Genomic DNA, 16,022 nt, shown 5'->3' with positions numbered 1-16,022 from the left:
CGAAGGAGACGATTAGATGACAACAATTGATTGGACAAAAGAAGTTGAGTGTCGTAAAGAGGCATTATTAGAGGATTTATTTGGTTTATTACGTGTACCAAGTGTACGTGAAGACGATAAAGCAACAGCAGATGCACCAGTTGGACCTGGACCTAAAGAAGCATTGTTACACTTTTTAGCATTAGGGGAACGTGACGGTTTTGTGACTAAAAACGTTGAAAATATTGCAGGACATATTGAATTTGGTGCTGGAGATGAAACATTAGGTATTTTCAGTCACGTGGATGTGGTGCCTGTTGGAACTGGTTGGGATACCGATCCTTTTGAACCAGTAATTAAAGATGGTCGTATCTATGCACGTGGTTCAAGTGATGATAAAGGCCCTTCAATGGCTGCTTACTATGCCATCAAAATGATTAAAGACCTAGGCTTACCAACTTCTAAACGTATTCGTTTAATTATCGGAACTGATGAAGAAAGTAGCTGGAAATGTGTAGACCGTTATTTAGAAGTTGAAGAAACACCAGATTTCGGTTTTGCTCCAGATGCTGAGTTCCCAATTATTAATGGGGAAAAAGGTAACGTGACAGTTTCGTTAAATCTTGCTGGAGACAATGAAGGGGCAATTAAATTAGTTATCTTCAAAGCTGGCTTACGTCCTAACATGGTACCTGAATCAGGAACAGCTGTCTTAGAAGTAAAAGATACCGATGTATTAGCTTCAATAGCAACTGATTTAGAAAAATACGTAGCAGCACAAGGTATTTCAGGTGAAGTGACCATTGATGGCTCAACTGTGACAGTTTTTGTTAAAGGTAAATCAGCACATGGAGCAAGCCCACATCTAGGAATTAATGGTGGTACACACTTAGCAAACTTCTTAAATCAATATGCTTTTGAAGGGAATGCTAAAACATATATCAATACAATCGCAACTTTCTTACACGATGACACAAAAGGTGAGAAAATTGGTGTGGCAATCACAGATGATATTATGGGTGAGTTATCACTTAACGTTGGGGTATTCAACTTTGATGCAACAAGTGAAGTGAACTCAGTTCTATTGAATATGCGTTATCCAAAAGGAACAGATGAAGCAACAATTGGCCAACAAATTGCTGAAAGCTTAGCTTCAACTGATTTTTCAGTAGAAGTACTAGAAGGCGGTAAAGGACCGCACTATGTACCAGAAGATGACGAATTAGTAAAAACATTATTATCAGTATACGAAGAACACACTGGTCTAAAAGGTCATGGTCAAGTAATTGGTGGTGGTACATTCGGTCGTTTATTAGAACGAGGCGTAGCGTATGGGGCTATGTTCCCAGATAGCATTGATACAATGCACCAAGCAAATGAATTCATGGCATTGGACGATTTATTCCGTGCAACAGCGATTTATGCCGATGCAATTTATCGTTTAGTGAAATAATGACATTCGTAGTTCGAAGCACCAACTAACGCTCAAAAGTTAGTGGTGCTTCTTTTTTTTGGCTCTTCGTCAAATAGTGTTGATGGGCTCAAATTTGCTAAAATAAGTGACTAGGTGAAGTGTAAAAGCTTCACCTTTTTTATATGATATTTTGGAAAATTAATCCTTGCGAAATATAAATTCTATCACGTAAGTTTCTAAAGTTACGATAGCCGTAGGAAACGCGTTTAATTAATTTGATTTTATTGTTGATACCTTCGGTAATACCATTAGAATCAAGGCATTATAAATGCCTTGATTGTGTCGATTGAAGAAGGTTAATTTCTTTCTAAACCAGTTAGGAAGCTCTTTAGATAAGTCATTTATTATATGAAAGAAGTTCTCTACATCGGATTTCTTGCGATAGTGATGTAAGAGCTGGATGGTATCGTATGCTAGTCGTAGACGCTCATCATAAGTTAATAGTTCATCAATAATTTCCTGTTGGAAAAGTTCACGTTTAAACAAATAATGATAATGTGAATGCTTATTATCTAAAGTATCAGTATCTTTTAAAAGGAGTTTCCAGTAACGCTTCAATCTGCGATATTTCTTCATATCTTCTGAATGATGATTTCGGAAGGTATTCATGATATTGATACGTAACTGATTAAAGCTACGGTTAATGTGTTGTACAATATGAAAACGATCCGTGACAATTTCAGCACAAGGAAAAACTTTCTTGATTAGTTGCGCATAGCTACCATTCATATCCATGACTAAGTATTTAACGGATTTGCGTACTTTAAGAGAAAACTTCATGAAATAACTAGCCAACTTCTCCAATCGTCTGTCCTCTAAGAGGACAAACAGCTTATTCCTAACGCCGTCAACGCAAATAAAGCTCATAGAGCCTTCACATGATTTCATTGATTTAAATTCATCAATACATAGAATACTTGGTAGGTGATTGTAGTTAATTGTCCGTTGTTTAGCTAACTCTCTTTGTGTACGTAACACAGTTACATCAGAAACAAAGTACCGTTCCGCAATATCTTTACGAGATACAATACGCTTTAATTCCATCATGATTTGATAGTTTAATTCACGGGAAATATGATGATTGCGTTCAACGATAGGTGTTGAGGCGATAAAAGTAGCACCACAGGTGTAACAACGAAATCTTGAACGATGCAGCTTTAGATACGTCAGTCTATTTCTAAAGGGCGGTAATTGTGTTTTGGTCGTTCTATATCCGTTTTTAACGATTTTTGAGCTATCTAGTTCACCACATTTTTCGCAGCAAGTCGGGCGATAGGTTAATACACCTTCAATAATATAAGCCAGAACATCTTTTTTCTTTTCTTCTTTTAACCAATCTTCTGCAAAATATATATTTTTATCTTCCAATCCAAGTAATTTTCTAGTATGCTTATCCATAAGAGACCCCTCCGATATATTTGGTTTTAGTCGACTTTAATTTTATCAGGTTGAGGTCTCTTTTTTTGTCTAAAAATCAAAAAAAAGTGTTAACAGAAAATCCTAATTGGATTTTCCATCAACACCAAATATTATACAGCCTTTTTTTTTATTATGGCTTTTCATTTTAACGTTTTCATTTATAATGGGAACTAATATAGTCAATGTGGAGGTGACACAATGGATTATCCGTTATTACAACATCAGATGCCTGAGCGTATTAAAAAAGTTTGGTTGAAAAGCACCCTATTTACAACATTAGTATGTTTGGTCTTAGGTGGTATTGGGGTGGGAGTTGTTTGGTGGTTTTTACAATTAAAAGGTATTTGGCTTGTGCTACTAATCAGTTATTTTGTTGTGACGTGTTTGATTAGTTTGATTAATTTAATACTAATTCCTTATCGTTACAACTTTCATCGCTACGAAGTATCTCCAGAAGATTTATCTTTTCAAAAAGGGTATATTTTTAGAGAGATAACGTATGTTCCTATTAACCGAATTCAGCATATTGAAACAGAGCAAGGTCCATTTCTAAGAAAAGAGCAGTTAATGGAAATTATCATTCATACTGCGGCAACTAGCCATAAAATTGAAGGACTAGAAATAGAGGAGGCAAAGAAGCTTCGTGAGCAAATAATTAACATGATAAAGGTGGCCGAACAAGATGTCTAATAAACAGCACTTTCATCCGATGGCGCTACTTGTTCGCTTTGTGCAGTTGGCTAAAAGATGGTTATTCCTGTTGATTATCGTTTATATTAATTTGAGGAACTCAAGTTATTTTCTTTTAATTATTGGAATATTTATATCAGTGTTAGTCTTCGTGACGATAATGGATTATGTTTTTAGCTATTATCAAGTAACGGATGAACATCTGGTGGTTTACCATGGGATTTTTAACAAAAAAGAGACGATTATTCCCTATAACCGTATTCAAACGCTTAAACAACGCCAGTGGTTTTTTTTTCAAACCGTTTGAATTGATTCAGGTATCCATTGAAACAGCGGGTGGAGATACTGAGAAAGCGGAAGCGAACTTTCCTGTGATAAAGGAAGAGATACTTCATTTGATTGAACATTATCGACAGTGTGATCAGAACAGTTATTTGAATAGTGATGTACGAGAGGCTGATCAAGAAAGTAAGCAGTTTTCGTCATTTTCTAAAGATAATTCAGAAGCATATTCAATTTCTAATCAAGAAATTTTCGTTTTTTCATTAACTGATTTAGGCATGATTCCAGCAATTTTTACTGTTTTTTTCTTTCTTCAAGAATATTTACCGAAAAAATGGTTTGATCAGCTTAGCCAGAGGTCCATTGAATTATTTCAAGCAGGATGGTTATTAGCAATCGTTTTTATTTTGTTTGCATTAGTGTTAATTGGTATTGTTAGCATTGTTAGAAATATGACTAAATATTATCGATTTAGTGCCTCACGTACCGCTCAAACGTTAATGATTGAACGAGGGTTGTTTGAAAGAAAACATCAAACCATTCCTTTAGCTAAGATTCAAGGAATCAAAATCAAACAGCAACTTATGAGAAAGGTATTTGGCTTAGCTAGTGTAGAATTGACACTTGCGGGTGGACAGTCTTCAGATGATACGGATACAGATAGTCATACACTGTATTTATTGCCGATTATACAAGAAAGAGATGTTTTTACTATTTTGAATCAATTATTACCAGAATGGCAATTTGAAAAGCCGATGATTCAATTTGTAGGTCGTCAGCAGATGTGGTATTTTCTACGTTGGAAATTATTAATCGTACTGTGCATAAGTGCAATTATTAGCTATTTTTCTTTATGGGTGGGTAGTTTAGTAGGTAGTTTCTTATTACTTATGACGCTTACAAATGCTTCACTTGGGGCTTATTATCAAGGATATGCGTTGCAATCTTCAAAGCGATTGTGCGTCCAAACCTTTCGTTTTTTTACTAAGACACAAATATTTATTGAGCAAGATAAAGTACAAGCCTTTTCTCAAAAGACAAGTAAATGGTTAGTAAAAAAACAAATAGGTCATGTAAGTATGTGGCTTAAATCGACATTGATAAACGAAGAAATTCGGTTGAAGTATCTTAATGATGATGACAGCAGTAGATTGAAACTTTTTTATAGAGAGAAAGAATAGCAACACAAAAGGAGTTGTGACAAATTTGTCACAACTCCTTTTGTATAAGTATAAAATAAAACTTTTTAGTTTAATAAGCCACGTTCTTTGTACCATTGATCAGGTTGATAAACCCATTCATGATGGTCTTTGGCAATTAACTCAAATGCTTCAGTCGGTCCCATTGTTCCAGCTGGGTAAGTTGGGATAGGTGTAGTATCATTGTCCCAAGCTTTTCTCACAACATCAACAATACGCCACGATTGAGACACTTCATCCCAGTGTGTAAAGTTAGTCGCATCGCCTTGTAAAGCATCTAATATTAACTTTTCATACGCTTCAGGGCTATTTTCTACTACATCGGTTGGTGTACGGAAATCTAATTTTACAGGATCAATTTCAAAGCCAGGTCCAGGTTCTTTTCCATTTAATGTAAGAGAGAACCCTTCAGTTGGTTGGATATAAATAGTTAATATATTTTGTGGTAATGTTTGGCAAATATCTTCTTCAGAGAAGATGTTTGCAGGTGTTGGTTTGAATACTACGTTAATACGAGCGGCTTTGGTAGATAATTGTTTACCTGTTCTAATATAAAACGGCACACCTTTCCAGCGGAAGTTGTTGATTTCTAGTTTACCTGCGACAAATGTTTCGGTACGTGAAGTAGGATTGACATTAGGCTCATCTGTATAAGCGATGATATCTTTGTTGTTAAAGTGGTTAGCGGCATACTGGCCACGAACAAAGTTGTCTAAGGCTTCTTGCTCGTTATAAATTTTTACAGCATTTAAGGCTTTTATTTTTTCATCACGAATTTCTTTTTCGGTAAAATTATTTGGAGCTTCCATCGCCAAAAGAGCGACTACTTGTAAAATATGGTTTTGAATCATATCTTTTAAAGCACCACTTTTATCGTAATAGCCTCCACGTTCTTCAACCCCTAAATCTTCAGCTAAAGTCACTTGGATATTATCAATGTAGCGATTATTCCATAGAGATTCAAAAATGTTGTTACCAAAACGCACGGCAGAAATATTTTGAATCATTTCTTTACCTAAATAATGATCAATACGGAAAATTTGATCTTCTGAAAAGACTGCACGAATTTGTTCATTTAATTCAGCAGCTGTTTCATAGCTGGTTCCAAAAGGTTTTTCGATAACTAAACGATTAAAGCCATTATCTGTCATAATCTTTTCAGAACTTAAATGATTAACAATTGTTCCAAAAAAGTTAGGTGCCATTGCTAAATAGAATAGACGATTTCCTTTTAAATTGTATTTTTCGTCTAATTTGTCCGCTAAAGTTTTTAGACTTGTATAGTGAGACGTATCCGTCACATCATGTGCTTGGTAATAAAAATGTGAAGCGAATTTTTCGGTTTCTTCTTGGGTTGGATTTAAACTAGCGATAGACGAAGCAACGATTTCACGATAATATGCATCTGACCATTCACGTCTAGCTGTTCCGATAACTGCAAAATGTTCGTTAATAAATCCTTTGCGGAATAGTCTGAAGAGAGAAGGATATAATTTTCGGTGAGCTAAGTCGCCTGTGGCACCAAAAATGGTAAATAAAGCAATTTGTTCTTGATTCATGGAGTATACCTGCCTTTATTTTTTAGTACGGTTATTGGGTGAAGTATGGATAAATTATTCGTTTAAAGCACATCGATAAAGACATTAGATGCTGCTTTGTAGCTAATCATTACGTCTTTCCCGTGCTCATTTGTTAAGATGATTGGTCCTTCGTATGCCCCAATTTTTTTGATAGTAACGATATCGTTAATTTGTAGGCCAATCTCGGCCAAATATTCTAGTAATTCCGTCTCATCTAGTACGCGTTTAATGACGACACGGTCTTGTTCACTTCTAGTATTTAGAGATAATTGATTAGGTTCTTCAATAAAGGTATCTAACGACGGAATAATGCCACCATGTGGACAAAATTCTGGATTATTTAAGAAACTTTCTAAACGATTGCTTAAAATATCAGATGTTGCATGTTCTAATATTTCAGCTTCAACATGGACTTCCTCCCATGAATAGTTTAAATGTTCAACGAGGAACACTTCCCATAGGCGATGTTTTCTAATTAATGAGCTAGCATAAATCATGCCTTGTTCGGTTAATTGTACGCCTTGATAAGGAGTATGTGTTACAAGATTGTCTTTTTCTAATTTAGAAACCATTTCACTTACTGAAGCAGGAGAAACATTCAAGCCAGCAACGATTGATTTATTACTTATTTTATTACGATATGCCCCTAATTCATACATGAGTTTTAGGTAATCTTCTTTATTGGGAGTCATGAGTTGCCACCTTTCTTTCCTATTTATTCTATCATAAAAATATATGAATGTTAAAAACTATAGTTTTACTAACACTTAAAGTTAGTTTAGTTGTATAATTCTAAAAAAGGAGTTGAATCAACGATGAAGTATAGTCAAGAACATGTAGTGAAATATTATGAATGTGACGCGAATAGCCGGTTAACGTTACCAATGCTATTAAACATAGTGATTGATACATCTGAAGCGCAAAGTGCCTTAATCGAACGTGATAGTGATTACGTGAAACACTTAGGGATTACATGGGTTATTACCGAACATGATCTTCATATTACACGATTACCAAGTACAAATGAAAAAATCATTGTGACAACAGAAGCCAAGGAGCACAATAAGTATTTTTGTTACCGTTATTTTTGGTTGCATGATGAAGAAGGTAATGAATTAGTCAATATGATGACGACGTTTGTATTGATGGATATGACCACTAGAAAAATGGTGAGTGTTCCAAAAGAGTTGATTGAGCCTTATCAAAGTGAAAAAATTAAAACGATTAAACGTGGGGAAGCTTTTCCAACATTAACGCAAAAGCCTGAACGTTCATTGTTTGATGTTCATTTCTCAGATATTGATACGAATCAACATGTTAATAATTCTCGTTATTTAGGCTGGATGGTGGATAGTCTATCATATGATACGTTGACAATGTATCAGCCCAGACACGCCACTATTCGTTTTATTAAAGAGACACATTGTGGAGAAAAAATTGAAAGTCTACATGACATTATAGAGCAAACAACTCAAGATAGTTCACTGACTAGTGTTCATGGATTAAATGTTGATGGGAATAAATGCGCTGAAGGTATAATTAAATGGCGCAAACAGGGATAAAATCAGTTGATAACTGAAAAGTTTGGCTAATCAAAATGGGAAGAGGAATAAATCATGAAAAAGTTTGATAAATCATTAAAATTAGAAGGTGTAAGTTATGATGTACGCGGTCCGGTTTTAGATGAAGCCGAGCGTATGATGGAGAATGGCATAAAAATTCTAAGACTTAATACAGGAAATCCTGCTTCTTTTGATTTCCATGCACCAGATGAAATTATTCGTGATTTAATTCTAAATGCACGTAATTCAGAAGGGTATTCTGATTCTAAAGGGATTTTTTCAGCGCGTAAGGCAATTGAACAAGATTGCCAACTGAAAGGGTTTCATAATGTGACGATCAATGATATTTACACGGGAAATGGTGTAAGTGAGTTGATTACGATGAGTATGCAAGGATTATTAGACAAAGGGGATGAAATATTGGTTCCTATGCCCGATTATCCTTTGTGGACGGCGTCGGTTTCACTAGCTAGTGGAACGCCTGTTCATTATATTTGTGATGAAGAAGCTGAGTGGTACCCAGATATTGAAGATATTAAGAGCAAAATCACACCTAGAACAAAAGGAATTGTGATTATTAATCCTAATAACCCAACAGGTGCTTTATATCCACGTGAACTGTTGGAAGAGCTTGTAGCAATTGCTCGTGAACATCAATTGATTTTATTTGCAGATGAAATTTATGATCGATTGGTCATGGATGGTTTAGAACACGTACCGGTTGCTAGTATTGCGCCTGATGTTTTTGTTGTAAGTTTTAATGGTTTATCTAAATCACATCGTGTAGCAGGATTCCGTGTGGGTTGGATGGTATTGAGTGGTGATAAAACGCATGTGAAAGGTTATATTGAAGGATTAAATATGTTAGCGTCGATGCGATTATGTTCAAATGTATTATCGCAACAAATTGTTCAAACTGCATTAGGTGGCTATCAAAGTGTGGATAAGTTACTATTGCCGGGAGGACGTATTTATGAACAAAGAGAGTTTATTTACAAAGCCATTAATGATATTCCAGGCTTAAGTGCTGTTAAACCTAAAGCCGCGTTTTATATGTTTCCTAAGATTGATACAAAGAAATTTAATATTAAAAACGACGAGCAATTTGTTTTAGATTTCTTGCATCAAAAACGTACGTTATTGGTTCATGGTGGCGGCTTTAATTGGAAAGAACCAGATCATTTCCGAATTGTTTACTTACCAAGAGTCGAAGAATTAAAGTATATGGCAGAGGATATGGCAGATTTCTTGCAAACATATAAGCAAAAATAGTACTAAAAGATTCATAACCCGTATAGGTTATGAATCTTTTTTTGAAAAAAGTAAATTTGAAAATGGTGTGATTTTTGGAAGAAAATTATCATTTTTTGTATAACGTATAGAATGAAAACCTTTTCTTGGGTATAATATGATGTATTAATGTTAGGATATGGTTAAAGTAGGGTGTTGAGGTGATGAGATGAAAAATTTAGGAAGTACGTTAAGAATAATTCGTGAAGAAAAATCTTTTTCTAAAGAGATGCTTTCACAGGGGATTTGTAGCTTAGAAGTGTTAGAACGACTTGAAGTTGAAAATACTGTACCTTCACTGTCTTTATTAAGAAAGATTTGTGACCGTTTATCGGTAACGATTGATGATGTCATGGCGCTTTGTGAAGTTAACGCGTCTAATAATGAGGATATTTTATCCAAGCCGGAATGGTTTACTATTTTGGAGCATTATTTAATTACTAAACAATATGTACGATTAAACGAAGCCGCCAATCGTGTGTTATCAGAAACGGATGATTTAAGTATTTTAGAGAATCAATTGTTAATGTACTATCGAGGTGCTTATGAGATGGTTTATGAACGTAATATGGAAACAGCTTTTAAATATTTCTCAAGATCCCTGAATTATACCTATCAAGAAGACTCATCACATCCAAGTGACCTAGAAGTTATTTTAATGACGCTACTCGGATATATTCATCATCGATGGGGAGAAGCAGATAGAGCACAAGAGTTGATTGAGAAAAGCTTTGAATTATATATTAAACATCATTCTTTTAGCATGAAAATTAGATTATCTCAGTTATTTTATTTTCAATCAATGTATCAATTAGAACTTTCATTGCCTCAAGAAGCAATGGAAATTACGGATGTAGGGATTTCATGGTGCCGAAAAATGATGAATATGTACTTGCTAGAAGATCTGCTCTATATAAAAGGCATGGCTTTAGAAGATTTGAATCGTTTGGATGAGGCAACTTTTTTTGTTGAATTAGCCAATAATTTACATGTATTAGAAACAAGTGGAGAAGTGATTAATTTTTAGTCAAGAATGGTGTAGACCATTCTTGACTTTTTTTGTAAAAAAGAGTAGTTTGTAGATAATAGGTTAAATAAATAAACGGAAGAGGTTTGTATATGAAATATTATGTTTATGCAGATAAATTTTTCTTAAAAAGTGGAACAGTAGGACCAGCGTATTTAGAGGTAGAAGATGGCGTATTTGGTAATGTTGTTAACGAAATTCCTGAAGGGGCAGAAGTTGTTGATTATTCAGGTAAATGGATTGCGCCAGGCCTAGTTGATACGCACATTCACGGATATATGAACCATGATGTCATGGATAACGATCCAGAGGGTATTAAAATTATGTCAGAAGCTTTACTTTCTTGTGGGGTGACGTCTTATTTACCGACAACATTAACGTCTGATCATGAGTTATTAACAAACGTTGCACGTACCATTGGTGAAGTAGCCGATGAAGTAGATGGAGCTAAAATTCAAGGGATTTATTTTGAAGGACCATTCTTTACTGAAAAATATAAAGGAGCCCAAAATCCTGCTTACATGAGTGACCCTAGTTTAGAAATCTTTAACAAATGGCAAGAAGAATCAGGTGGACGCATTAAGAAAATCGCTTTAGCACCAGAGCGCGAAGGTGTTGCGGAATTCGTCCGTGAAGTAACTAATCAAGGAGTAGTTGTTGCGTTAGGTCATAGTGATGCGACGGTTGCTCAAGCACAAGTAGCCGCTGAGAATGGTGCCAGTGTGTTTGTTCATGCTTTTAACGGAATGAGTGGTTTACACCACCGTGAACCAGGAATGGTCGGTGCGGTGATGACGTTACATGATGTCTATGCAGAGTTGATTTGTGATGGTCACCACGTCCATCCTAAAGCGGTAGATGTATTGATTAAGACAAAAGGTCATGATCATATTGCGTTGATTACTGACTGTATGATGGCTGGAGGAATGCCTGATGGTGAATATATGTTAGGTGAATTCCCAGTAGTTGTGGCTGAAGGAACAGCACGTATGGCAGAAGGTAACTTGGCCGGAAGTATTTTAAAATTAAAAGAAGCATTGAAAAATGTTGTTGAGTGGGGTGTTGCTACACCAGAACAAGCAGTAATGATGGCTTCTTTAATTCCAGCAGTTAGCTGTAATATTGAAGATAAATGTGGTTCAATTACGCCAGGTCGTGAGGCAGATTTCATCGTATTATCACCAACTATGGACTTAGAAGCGACATATTTGGACGGAGTAGTAAGATACGAAGCATAAGAAAAGGACTAAGTGTTATAATTAATATGTAAAAGGGCATGACGTTTTTGTCATAGCCCTTTTTGTGTTATGTTAAGCTTAGTTATTTGGCTCTATAATAAATAGGACTGATGAAGGTTTATTCCTTCTTCAGCCCTATTTTTGTATTTAATCTAAAAAAAACATATCGCCTTTTGTTAAAATTAAGTTACCACACAAAACAAACAAAAGGAGCGATATGCTATGATTAATGATATCAAAAAAATTTATGGAATTGAAGACTCTAATCTAACAATTTCTAGTGTTTCCGAAGGAACCTATCGTAATAAGCCTGCGAAAATTATAAAAGCGAGCTATAAACCTAAAACGATAGCTTGCCCTAATTGTGACTCTTCTCCAAGAGAATGCGACGGCAAGTACGTTATTGTTAAGAATGGTTCTAAAGAAGTAGAGATTCTATTAACACATGAGAACACAGGAATTGTCTCTATGAAGCTATCTAAGCAACGCTATCGTTGTCGCAACTGTAATAAGCACTGGACTGCTCAAATTGATTTAGTTAAACCTTGTCACAATGTTTCAAGGATAATTGAAGGCAAAATTATTGAGTTATTAGGTGAAAGAATATCTCTAAAACTAATTGCTAAATTATGTAGTGTTTCAATAAGTAAAGTGATTCAGGTATTAAAATCGTTAGAAATTTACCTTCCTAGTCCAAAAAACCGTTGGTTGCCTGAGGTTTTAATGGTTGATGAATTCCGTTCGCATACAGCCATAGAAGACTCTATGAGTTTTATTTGTGCTGATGGCAATTCAGGGCGATTAGTAGAAATATTGGAAAGTAGACGATTAAATTATCTCATGCCTCACTTTAATGGTTATCCAGATGAAGAACGTTTTAAAGTAAAATACCTTGTGACAGATATGAATGCAGCTTATTTCCAATTAGTGAAGGATATCTTTCCAAATGCTGAATTAATCATTGATCGTTTTCATATTGTTAAACATTTGAATGAAGCCTTTAATAGTTTCAGAGTACGGGAAATGAAAAAACTCAAGGCATCGGGACATAAAGTAGAAGCAAGTAAACTTAAGAAAAATTGGCGCTTCCTACTTAAAAATAGATTAGACATTAATATCTCTGAATACAAAAGATGGCCGAGCTTTCGGTCAAATAAGTATCCTTATTTGACCGAACAGATGATGATTGATCGGTTATTAGATTTTTCCGAACCTCTAAAATTAGCCTATGGCTACTTCCATGATTTATTAGATTCATTTAGAAGAAAAGAATATGAACGATTCTTTGAATTATTGAATACTTTACCAGAAGAATTAGATGAAGAGTTTAAAGGACAAGTACAAAACCTAATACGTCATCAAGAAGGAATTACCAATGCTTTAATACATCCCTATTCAAATGGGAAGATTGAAGCAAAGAATACACACATCAAAACATTAAAACGAGTTTCTTATGGATTCAAATCTTTCAGCAATATGAGGATTAGAATCTTTTTAACCGAAGGTTTGATAGAAGTTAATCATTAAATAACAAAAAACCATGAAATCAGAGAATGTTTTCCCCAATTTCATGGTTGGCTAAAATTACTCATCAGTCCAATTTGACAAAGAGCCAGTTATTTAATTGCGTGGAAAGGAGGTTGTTATGTTTAATTATTTGGTGTTAGGGGTTCTTTTATGGATAATATTGGCGTTTGTTGTCTCGTGTTGGAGTGGGGTTAAATTACTGAATTATACCAAACAAGTATCAAAAAAACTTGCCATTTATCAAGCTATTACAAAAGAAGATCAGTATCAAGCTAGAAAAATAGGTACAATGAAAGTTACCTGCTATATGATAGCTGTGGGGATGTTTGGCTATAGCTATAAGCTATTGACGCACAATCACTATCTATCTGCGTGGATGATACTTCTTCTAGCGAGTGTGTTGTCTATCGTTGGGGTAGTGATTAAAAGTAAAAAAGAGTGTTTAATTAACAAGGGCATGTTAGTAGGAAATGACGGATTAAAAGAGGGATTGCGTTTAGAAGTAGCGCATAGACAACAATTTAAAAAATTATATCGTTATCAAAAAGGAGCCATTATTTTCTTGATGTTGTCATTTGTGATACCGTGTTTATTGTATAGTTGGTTGGCTTATCAATTATCGATTCACTAAAAAATGGCAACAAGGGGAAGCACGGGATTTTGGAAATTTAAAAGACCTCTAATAATTAAATTAGAGGTCTTTTGGTGTATGAGTTTGAAATAACGCTTGTCTAAAAAATCTCTTGCCAAAAATTGAAGACAAGAGATAAAAAATCTTAAAGTTTTTTGTTGTAGAATTCTACGATGTATGATTCGTCAACTTCTTGAGTTAACTCTTCACGTTCAGGTAAGCGAGTTAAGCTACCTTCTAATTTTTCAGCGTCAAAGCTTACGTAAGCAGGACGGCCAACTGAAGCTTCAACAGCTTCTTTAACGATTGTTAAGTTCATTGATTTTTCACGAACTGAGATAACTTGTCCAACTTCAACGTGGTATGATGGAATATCAACACGTTTACCGTCAACTAAGATATGACCGTGGTTTACTAATTGACGAGCTTGACGACGAGTAGTCGCTAAACCTAATTGGTAAACTACGTTGTCTAAACGTTGTTCTAATAAGATCATGAAGTTAACACCATGTTTACCTTCTTTAATCTTGCTAGCTTGAATAAATAAGTTAACGAATTGACGTTCGTTCATACCGTACATATGACGTAATTTTTGTTTTTCAGTCAATTGCATACCGTATTCAGATTTTTTTCCACGGCTGTTTGGTCCGTGTTGTCCTGGTGCGTAAGGACGACGTGCTAATTCTTTACCAGTTCCAGAAAGTGAGATCCCTAAACGACGAGATACTTTCCATGATGGTCCAGTGTAACGTGACATTTAAAATTCCTCCAATATAATTGTGTTTTGGAGTAAAATAATCAATTGAAAAATTTGTATTCGTTCAGTTTATCCTTCAATCTTCACCTTTGCAGCCGCGGTTACGCAATTGAACCCGGATGGGCGACAAACTGTTTACGAGCTTACTCATTTTCTGCTGCATTATTTTACACTCTTAACAGTATAACGAAGTAAACAATATTAGTCAAATTAAAAATAAAAAGGTCGTTTAATCTTACAAAATATATGCTATAATGGGACGCGAAAGTAGGGATTTTCATGAAAATTTTACAGCAACTTTTAATTATTCTAGGTTTTACATTTGTTGGAAAAGTGTTACAAGTTGTATTGCACTTGCCGATTCCTGGTAGTGTTATCGGGATGGTATTATTATTTATTTCATTGACACGTGGTTGGGTAAAAGAGTGTCACATTGCGCTTGTGAGTGACTATTTGTTAGAAATTTTAAGTGTTCTGTTTATTCCGGCTGGTGTAGGTTTGATGATGTATTTTGATTTAGTAAAAAATAATTTGGTTAGTTTAGCGATTATTTTATTTGTAAGTTTTGTTTTTTCTTTGATTGTGGTGGGTAAGACTGCACAATTTGTTAAGAAGAGAAAAGATAATCTTGTCAAAACCTCAAAGGAGGAAGTCATTAGTGATTGATTATTTATCCAAGGAACCAATTTTTGGTGTTATGTTAACCGTCATGGTATTTATGTTTTTTAGGATGATGGGTAACAAGTATCAGCTTAAGTGGTTGAATCCGTTAGCCTTTTCAATTATAGCGATTATATTATTCTTGAAAGGGACGAATATTTCTTATGACAATTACTTTGTGGGCGCTAAATATGTCGATATGTTTATTGGACCGGCGACTGTTGCATTAGCCTTGCCTTTGTATCGTTCTTTACCGCTCATTAAGAAGCATGCTACAGCAATTATGATGGCGGTAGGGATTGGGACATTATTTAATATTAGTCTAGTGTTGTTGTTATCGGTCTTATTCAAGTTAAAAGAACCATTAACGCTTTCGCTTGTGCCTAAATCGGTGACGACGGCAATTGCAATGGATTTATCAACACAAATTGGTGGTGTTGCAGCGATTACGGTCTTATCTGTTATTACAACCGGCGTACTGGCACCATTATGTGCGGAGCCAATTTTAAAACTATTTGGCATTCATGATCCAATGGCGCAAGGTTTGGCGTTAGGAACAACTTCTCATGCGATTGGTACATCAAAGGCGATGGAAATGGGTGAAGTCCAAGGCGCCATGTCAGGATTAGCCATTGGAATTGCAGGTATTGCGACCGTTATTTTAGCCCCATTATTAACAAGTGTTGTAGAGATATTTATTTACTAAG

15 protein-coding genes and 1 pseudogene are annotated in these 16,022 nt (G+C 35.1%); 12 read left to right on the top strand and 4 right to left on the bottom strand.

Features of this window, described 5'->3' with window-relative positions:
- Positions 1-16: 16 nt before the first annotated feature.
- Complete coding sequence (pepV, locus tag E4Z98_RS07725) at positions 17-1,432, top strand: dipeptidase PepV (RefSeq protein WP_135253411.1); 1,416 nt, start codon at positions 17-19, stop codon at positions 1,430-1,432.
- Between the two features lie 139 nt (positions 1,433-1,571).
- Here the strand turns inward: pepV and E4Z98_RS07720 are convergent.
- Positions 1,572-2,851: pseudogene (locus tag E4Z98_RS07720) on the bottom strand (ISL3 family transposase).
- A 219-nt stretch (positions 2,852-3,070) separates the two neighbouring features.
- On the opposite strand from E4Z98_RS07720, the gene E4Z98_RS07715 reads away from it, so the two are divergent.
- Genes E4Z98_RS07715 through E4Z98_RS07705 form a run of 3 tightly spaced genes read left to right on the top strand, consistent with a single transcriptional unit; the run spans position 3,071 to position 5,025 of the window.
- Positions 3,071-3,562, top strand: coding sequence for a PH domain-containing protein (locus tag E4Z98_RS07715; RefSeq protein ID WP_135254258.1), 492 nt, complete (start codon positions 3,071-3,073; stop codon positions 3,560-3,562).
- Positions 3,555-3,869 carry a PH domain-containing protein gene (locus tag E4Z98_RS10320; RefSeq protein ID WP_135961185.1) on the top strand — a complete coding sequence of 105 codons (315 nt, stop codon included), beginning with the start codon at positions 3,555-3,557 and terminating at the stop codon, positions 3,867-3,869. Before E4Z98_RS07715 ends, E4Z98_RS10320 begins: the two co-directional genes overlap by 8 nt.
- On the top strand, positions 3,778-5,025 hold the full coding sequence (locus E4Z98_RS07705; protein ID WP_168182779.1) for a PH domain-containing protein: 1,248 nt from the start codon (positions 3,778-3,780) through the stop codon (positions 5,023-5,025). The genes E4Z98_RS10320 and E4Z98_RS07705 overlap by 92 nt, the downstream gene beginning before the upstream one ends.
- A 65-nt stretch (positions 5,026-5,090) precedes the next feature.
- On the opposite strand, the gene zwf is transcribed toward E4Z98_RS07705, so the two are convergent.
- Positions 5,091-6,602 carry a glucose-6-phosphate dehydrogenase gene (gene zwf, locus E4Z98_RS07700; protein WP_135254256.1) on the bottom strand — a complete coding sequence of 504 codons (1,512 nt, stop codon included), beginning with the start codon at positions 6,600-6,602 and terminating at the stop codon, positions 5,091-5,093.
- Positions 6,603-6,664: 62 nt separating this feature from the next.
- Complete coding sequence (locus tag E4Z98_RS07695) at positions 6,665-7,315, bottom strand: metal-dependent transcriptional regulator (protein WP_135254255.1); 651 nt, start codon at positions 7,313-7,315, stop codon at positions 6,665-6,667.
- A 123-nt stretch (positions 7,316-7,438) separates the two neighbouring features.
- Here E4Z98_RS07695 and E4Z98_RS07690 point away from each other — a divergent pair, with 123 nt between their 5' ends.
- The 6 genes from E4Z98_RS07690 to E4Z98_RS07665 all read left to right on the top strand — a co-directional run bounded on the left by E4Z98_RS07690 (position 7,439) and on the right by E4Z98_RS07665 (position 13,898).
- Positions 7,439-8,185, top strand: a complete 747-nt coding sequence (locus E4Z98_RS07690; RefSeq protein WP_135254254.1) for an acyl-[acyl-carrier-protein] thioesterase — start codon at positions 7,439-7,441, stop codon at positions 8,183-8,185.
- 54 nt (positions 8,186-8,239) lie between these two features.
- Positions 8,240-9,457 carry a pyridoxal phosphate-dependent aminotransferase gene (locus E4Z98_RS07685; protein WP_135254253.1) on the top strand — a complete coding sequence of 406 codons (1,218 nt, stop codon included), beginning with the start codon at positions 8,240-8,242 and terminating at the stop codon, positions 9,455-9,457.
- Between the two features lie 187 nt (positions 9,458-9,644).
- Positions 9,645-10,502 (top strand): helix-turn-helix domain-containing protein, encoded by an 858-nt coding sequence (locus E4Z98_RS07680; RefSeq protein ID WP_135254252.1) that lies wholly within the window; start codon positions 9,645-9,647, stop codon positions 10,500-10,502.
- Between the two features lie 92 nt (positions 10,503-10,594).
- Positions 10,595-11,740, top strand: a complete 1,146-nt coding sequence (nagA, locus tag E4Z98_RS07675) for an N-acetylglucosamine-6-phosphate deacetylase (RefSeq protein ID WP_135254251.1) — start codon at positions 10,595-10,597, stop codon at positions 11,738-11,740.
- Between the two features lie 222 nt (positions 11,741-11,962).
- Positions 11,963-13,267 carry an ISL3 family transposase gene (locus tag E4Z98_RS07670; RefSeq protein ID WP_135961156.1) on the top strand — a complete coding sequence of 435 codons (1,305 nt, stop codon included), beginning with the start codon at positions 11,963-11,965 and terminating at the stop codon, positions 13,265-13,267.
- Positions 13,268-13,385: 118 nt separating this feature from the next.
- Entirely contained in the window at positions 13,386-13,898 is a 513-nt protein-coding gene (locus tag E4Z98_RS07665; protein ID WP_135254429.1) for a hypothetical protein, read from the top strand.
- A gap of 145 nt (positions 13,899-14,043) precedes the next feature.
- On the opposite strand, the gene rpsD is transcribed toward E4Z98_RS07665, so the two are convergent.
- A complete protein-coding gene (rpsD, locus tag E4Z98_RS07660) occupies positions 14,044-14,655 on the bottom strand; it encodes a 30S ribosomal protein S4 (protein ID WP_135254430.1) in 612 nt (203 codons plus the stop codon).
- 279 nt (positions 14,656-14,934) lie between these two features.
- Here rpsD and E4Z98_RS07655 point away from each other — a divergent pair, with 279 nt between their 5' ends.
- Both E4Z98_RS07655 and E4Z98_RS07650 read left to right on the top strand, forming a co-directional pair.
- Positions 14,935-15,321: a CidA/LrgA family protein gene (locus E4Z98_RS07655; protein WP_135254431.1), complete on the top strand. Its 387-nt coding sequence runs from the start codon at positions 14,935-14,937 to the stop codon at positions 15,319-15,321.
- Positions 15,314-16,021, top strand: coding sequence for an LrgB family protein (locus tag E4Z98_RS07650; protein WP_135254432.1), 708 nt, complete (start codon positions 15,314-15,316; stop codon positions 16,019-16,021). The genes E4Z98_RS07655 and E4Z98_RS07650 overlap by 8 nt, the downstream gene beginning before the upstream one ends.
- The last annotated feature ends 1 nt before the right edge of the window (position 16,022 follow it).

The sequence above is a fragment of the Vagococcus xieshaowenii genome (genome assembly GCF_004792515.1).
In the GTDB taxonomy this organism is placed as follows: Bacteria; Bacillota; Bacilli; order Lactobacillales; family Vagococcaceae; genus Vagococcus_A; species Vagococcus_A xieshaowenii.
The sequence above is the reverse complement of the archived record's forward strand: the minus strand, read 5'-3'. Positions and strand labels throughout refer to the sequence as shown.

Coding starts and splice junctions, on each gene's coding strand:
- pepV (WP_135253411.1), top strand. CDS start 17: ATGACAACAATTGATTGGACAAAAGAAGTTGAGTGTCGTAAAGAGGCA.
- E4Z98_RS07715 (WP_135254258.1), top strand. CDS start 3,071: ATGGATTATCCGTTATTACAACATCAGATGCCTGAGCGTATTAAAAAA.
- E4Z98_RS10320 (WP_135961185.1), top strand. CDS start 3,555: ATGTCTAATAAACAGCACTTTCATCCGATGGCGCTACTTGTTCGCTTT.
- E4Z98_RS07705 (WP_168182779.1), top strand. CDS start 3,778: ATGGGATTTTTAACAAAAAAGAGACGATTATTCCCTATAACCGTATTC.
- zwf (WP_135254256.1), bottom strand. CDS start 6,602: ATGAATCAAGAACAAATTGCTTTATTTACCATTTTTGGTGCCACAGGC.
- E4Z98_RS07695 (WP_135254255.1), bottom strand. CDS start 7,315: ATGACTCCCAATAAAGAAGATTACCTAAAACTCATGTATGAATTAGGG.
- E4Z98_RS07690 (WP_135254254.1), top strand. CDS start 7,439: ATGAAGTATAGTCAAGAACATGTAGTGAAATATTATGAATGTGACGCG.
- E4Z98_RS07685 (WP_135254253.1), top strand. CDS start 8,240: ATGAAAAAGTTTGATAAATCATTAAAATTAGAAGGTGTAAGTTATGAT.
- E4Z98_RS07680 (WP_135254252.1), top strand. CDS start 9,645: ATGAAAAATTTAGGAAGTACGTTAAGAATAATTCGTGAAGAAAAATCT.
- nagA (WP_135254251.1), top strand. CDS start 10,595: ATGAAATATTATGTTTATGCAGATAAATTTTTCTTAAAAAGTGGAACA.
- E4Z98_RS07670 (WP_135961156.1), top strand. CDS start 11,963: ATGATTAATGATATCAAAAAAATTTATGGAATTGAAGACTCTAATCTA.
- E4Z98_RS07665 (WP_135254429.1), top strand. CDS start 13,386: ATGTTTAATTATTTGGTGTTAGGGGTTCTTTTATGGATAATATTGGCG.
- rpsD (WP_135254430.1), bottom strand. CDS start 14,655: ATGTCACGTTACACTGGACCATCATGGAAAGTATCTCGTCGTTTAGGG.
- E4Z98_RS07655 (WP_135254431.1), top strand. CDS start 14,935: ATGAAAATTTTACAGCAACTTTTAATTATTCTAGGTTTTACATTTGTT.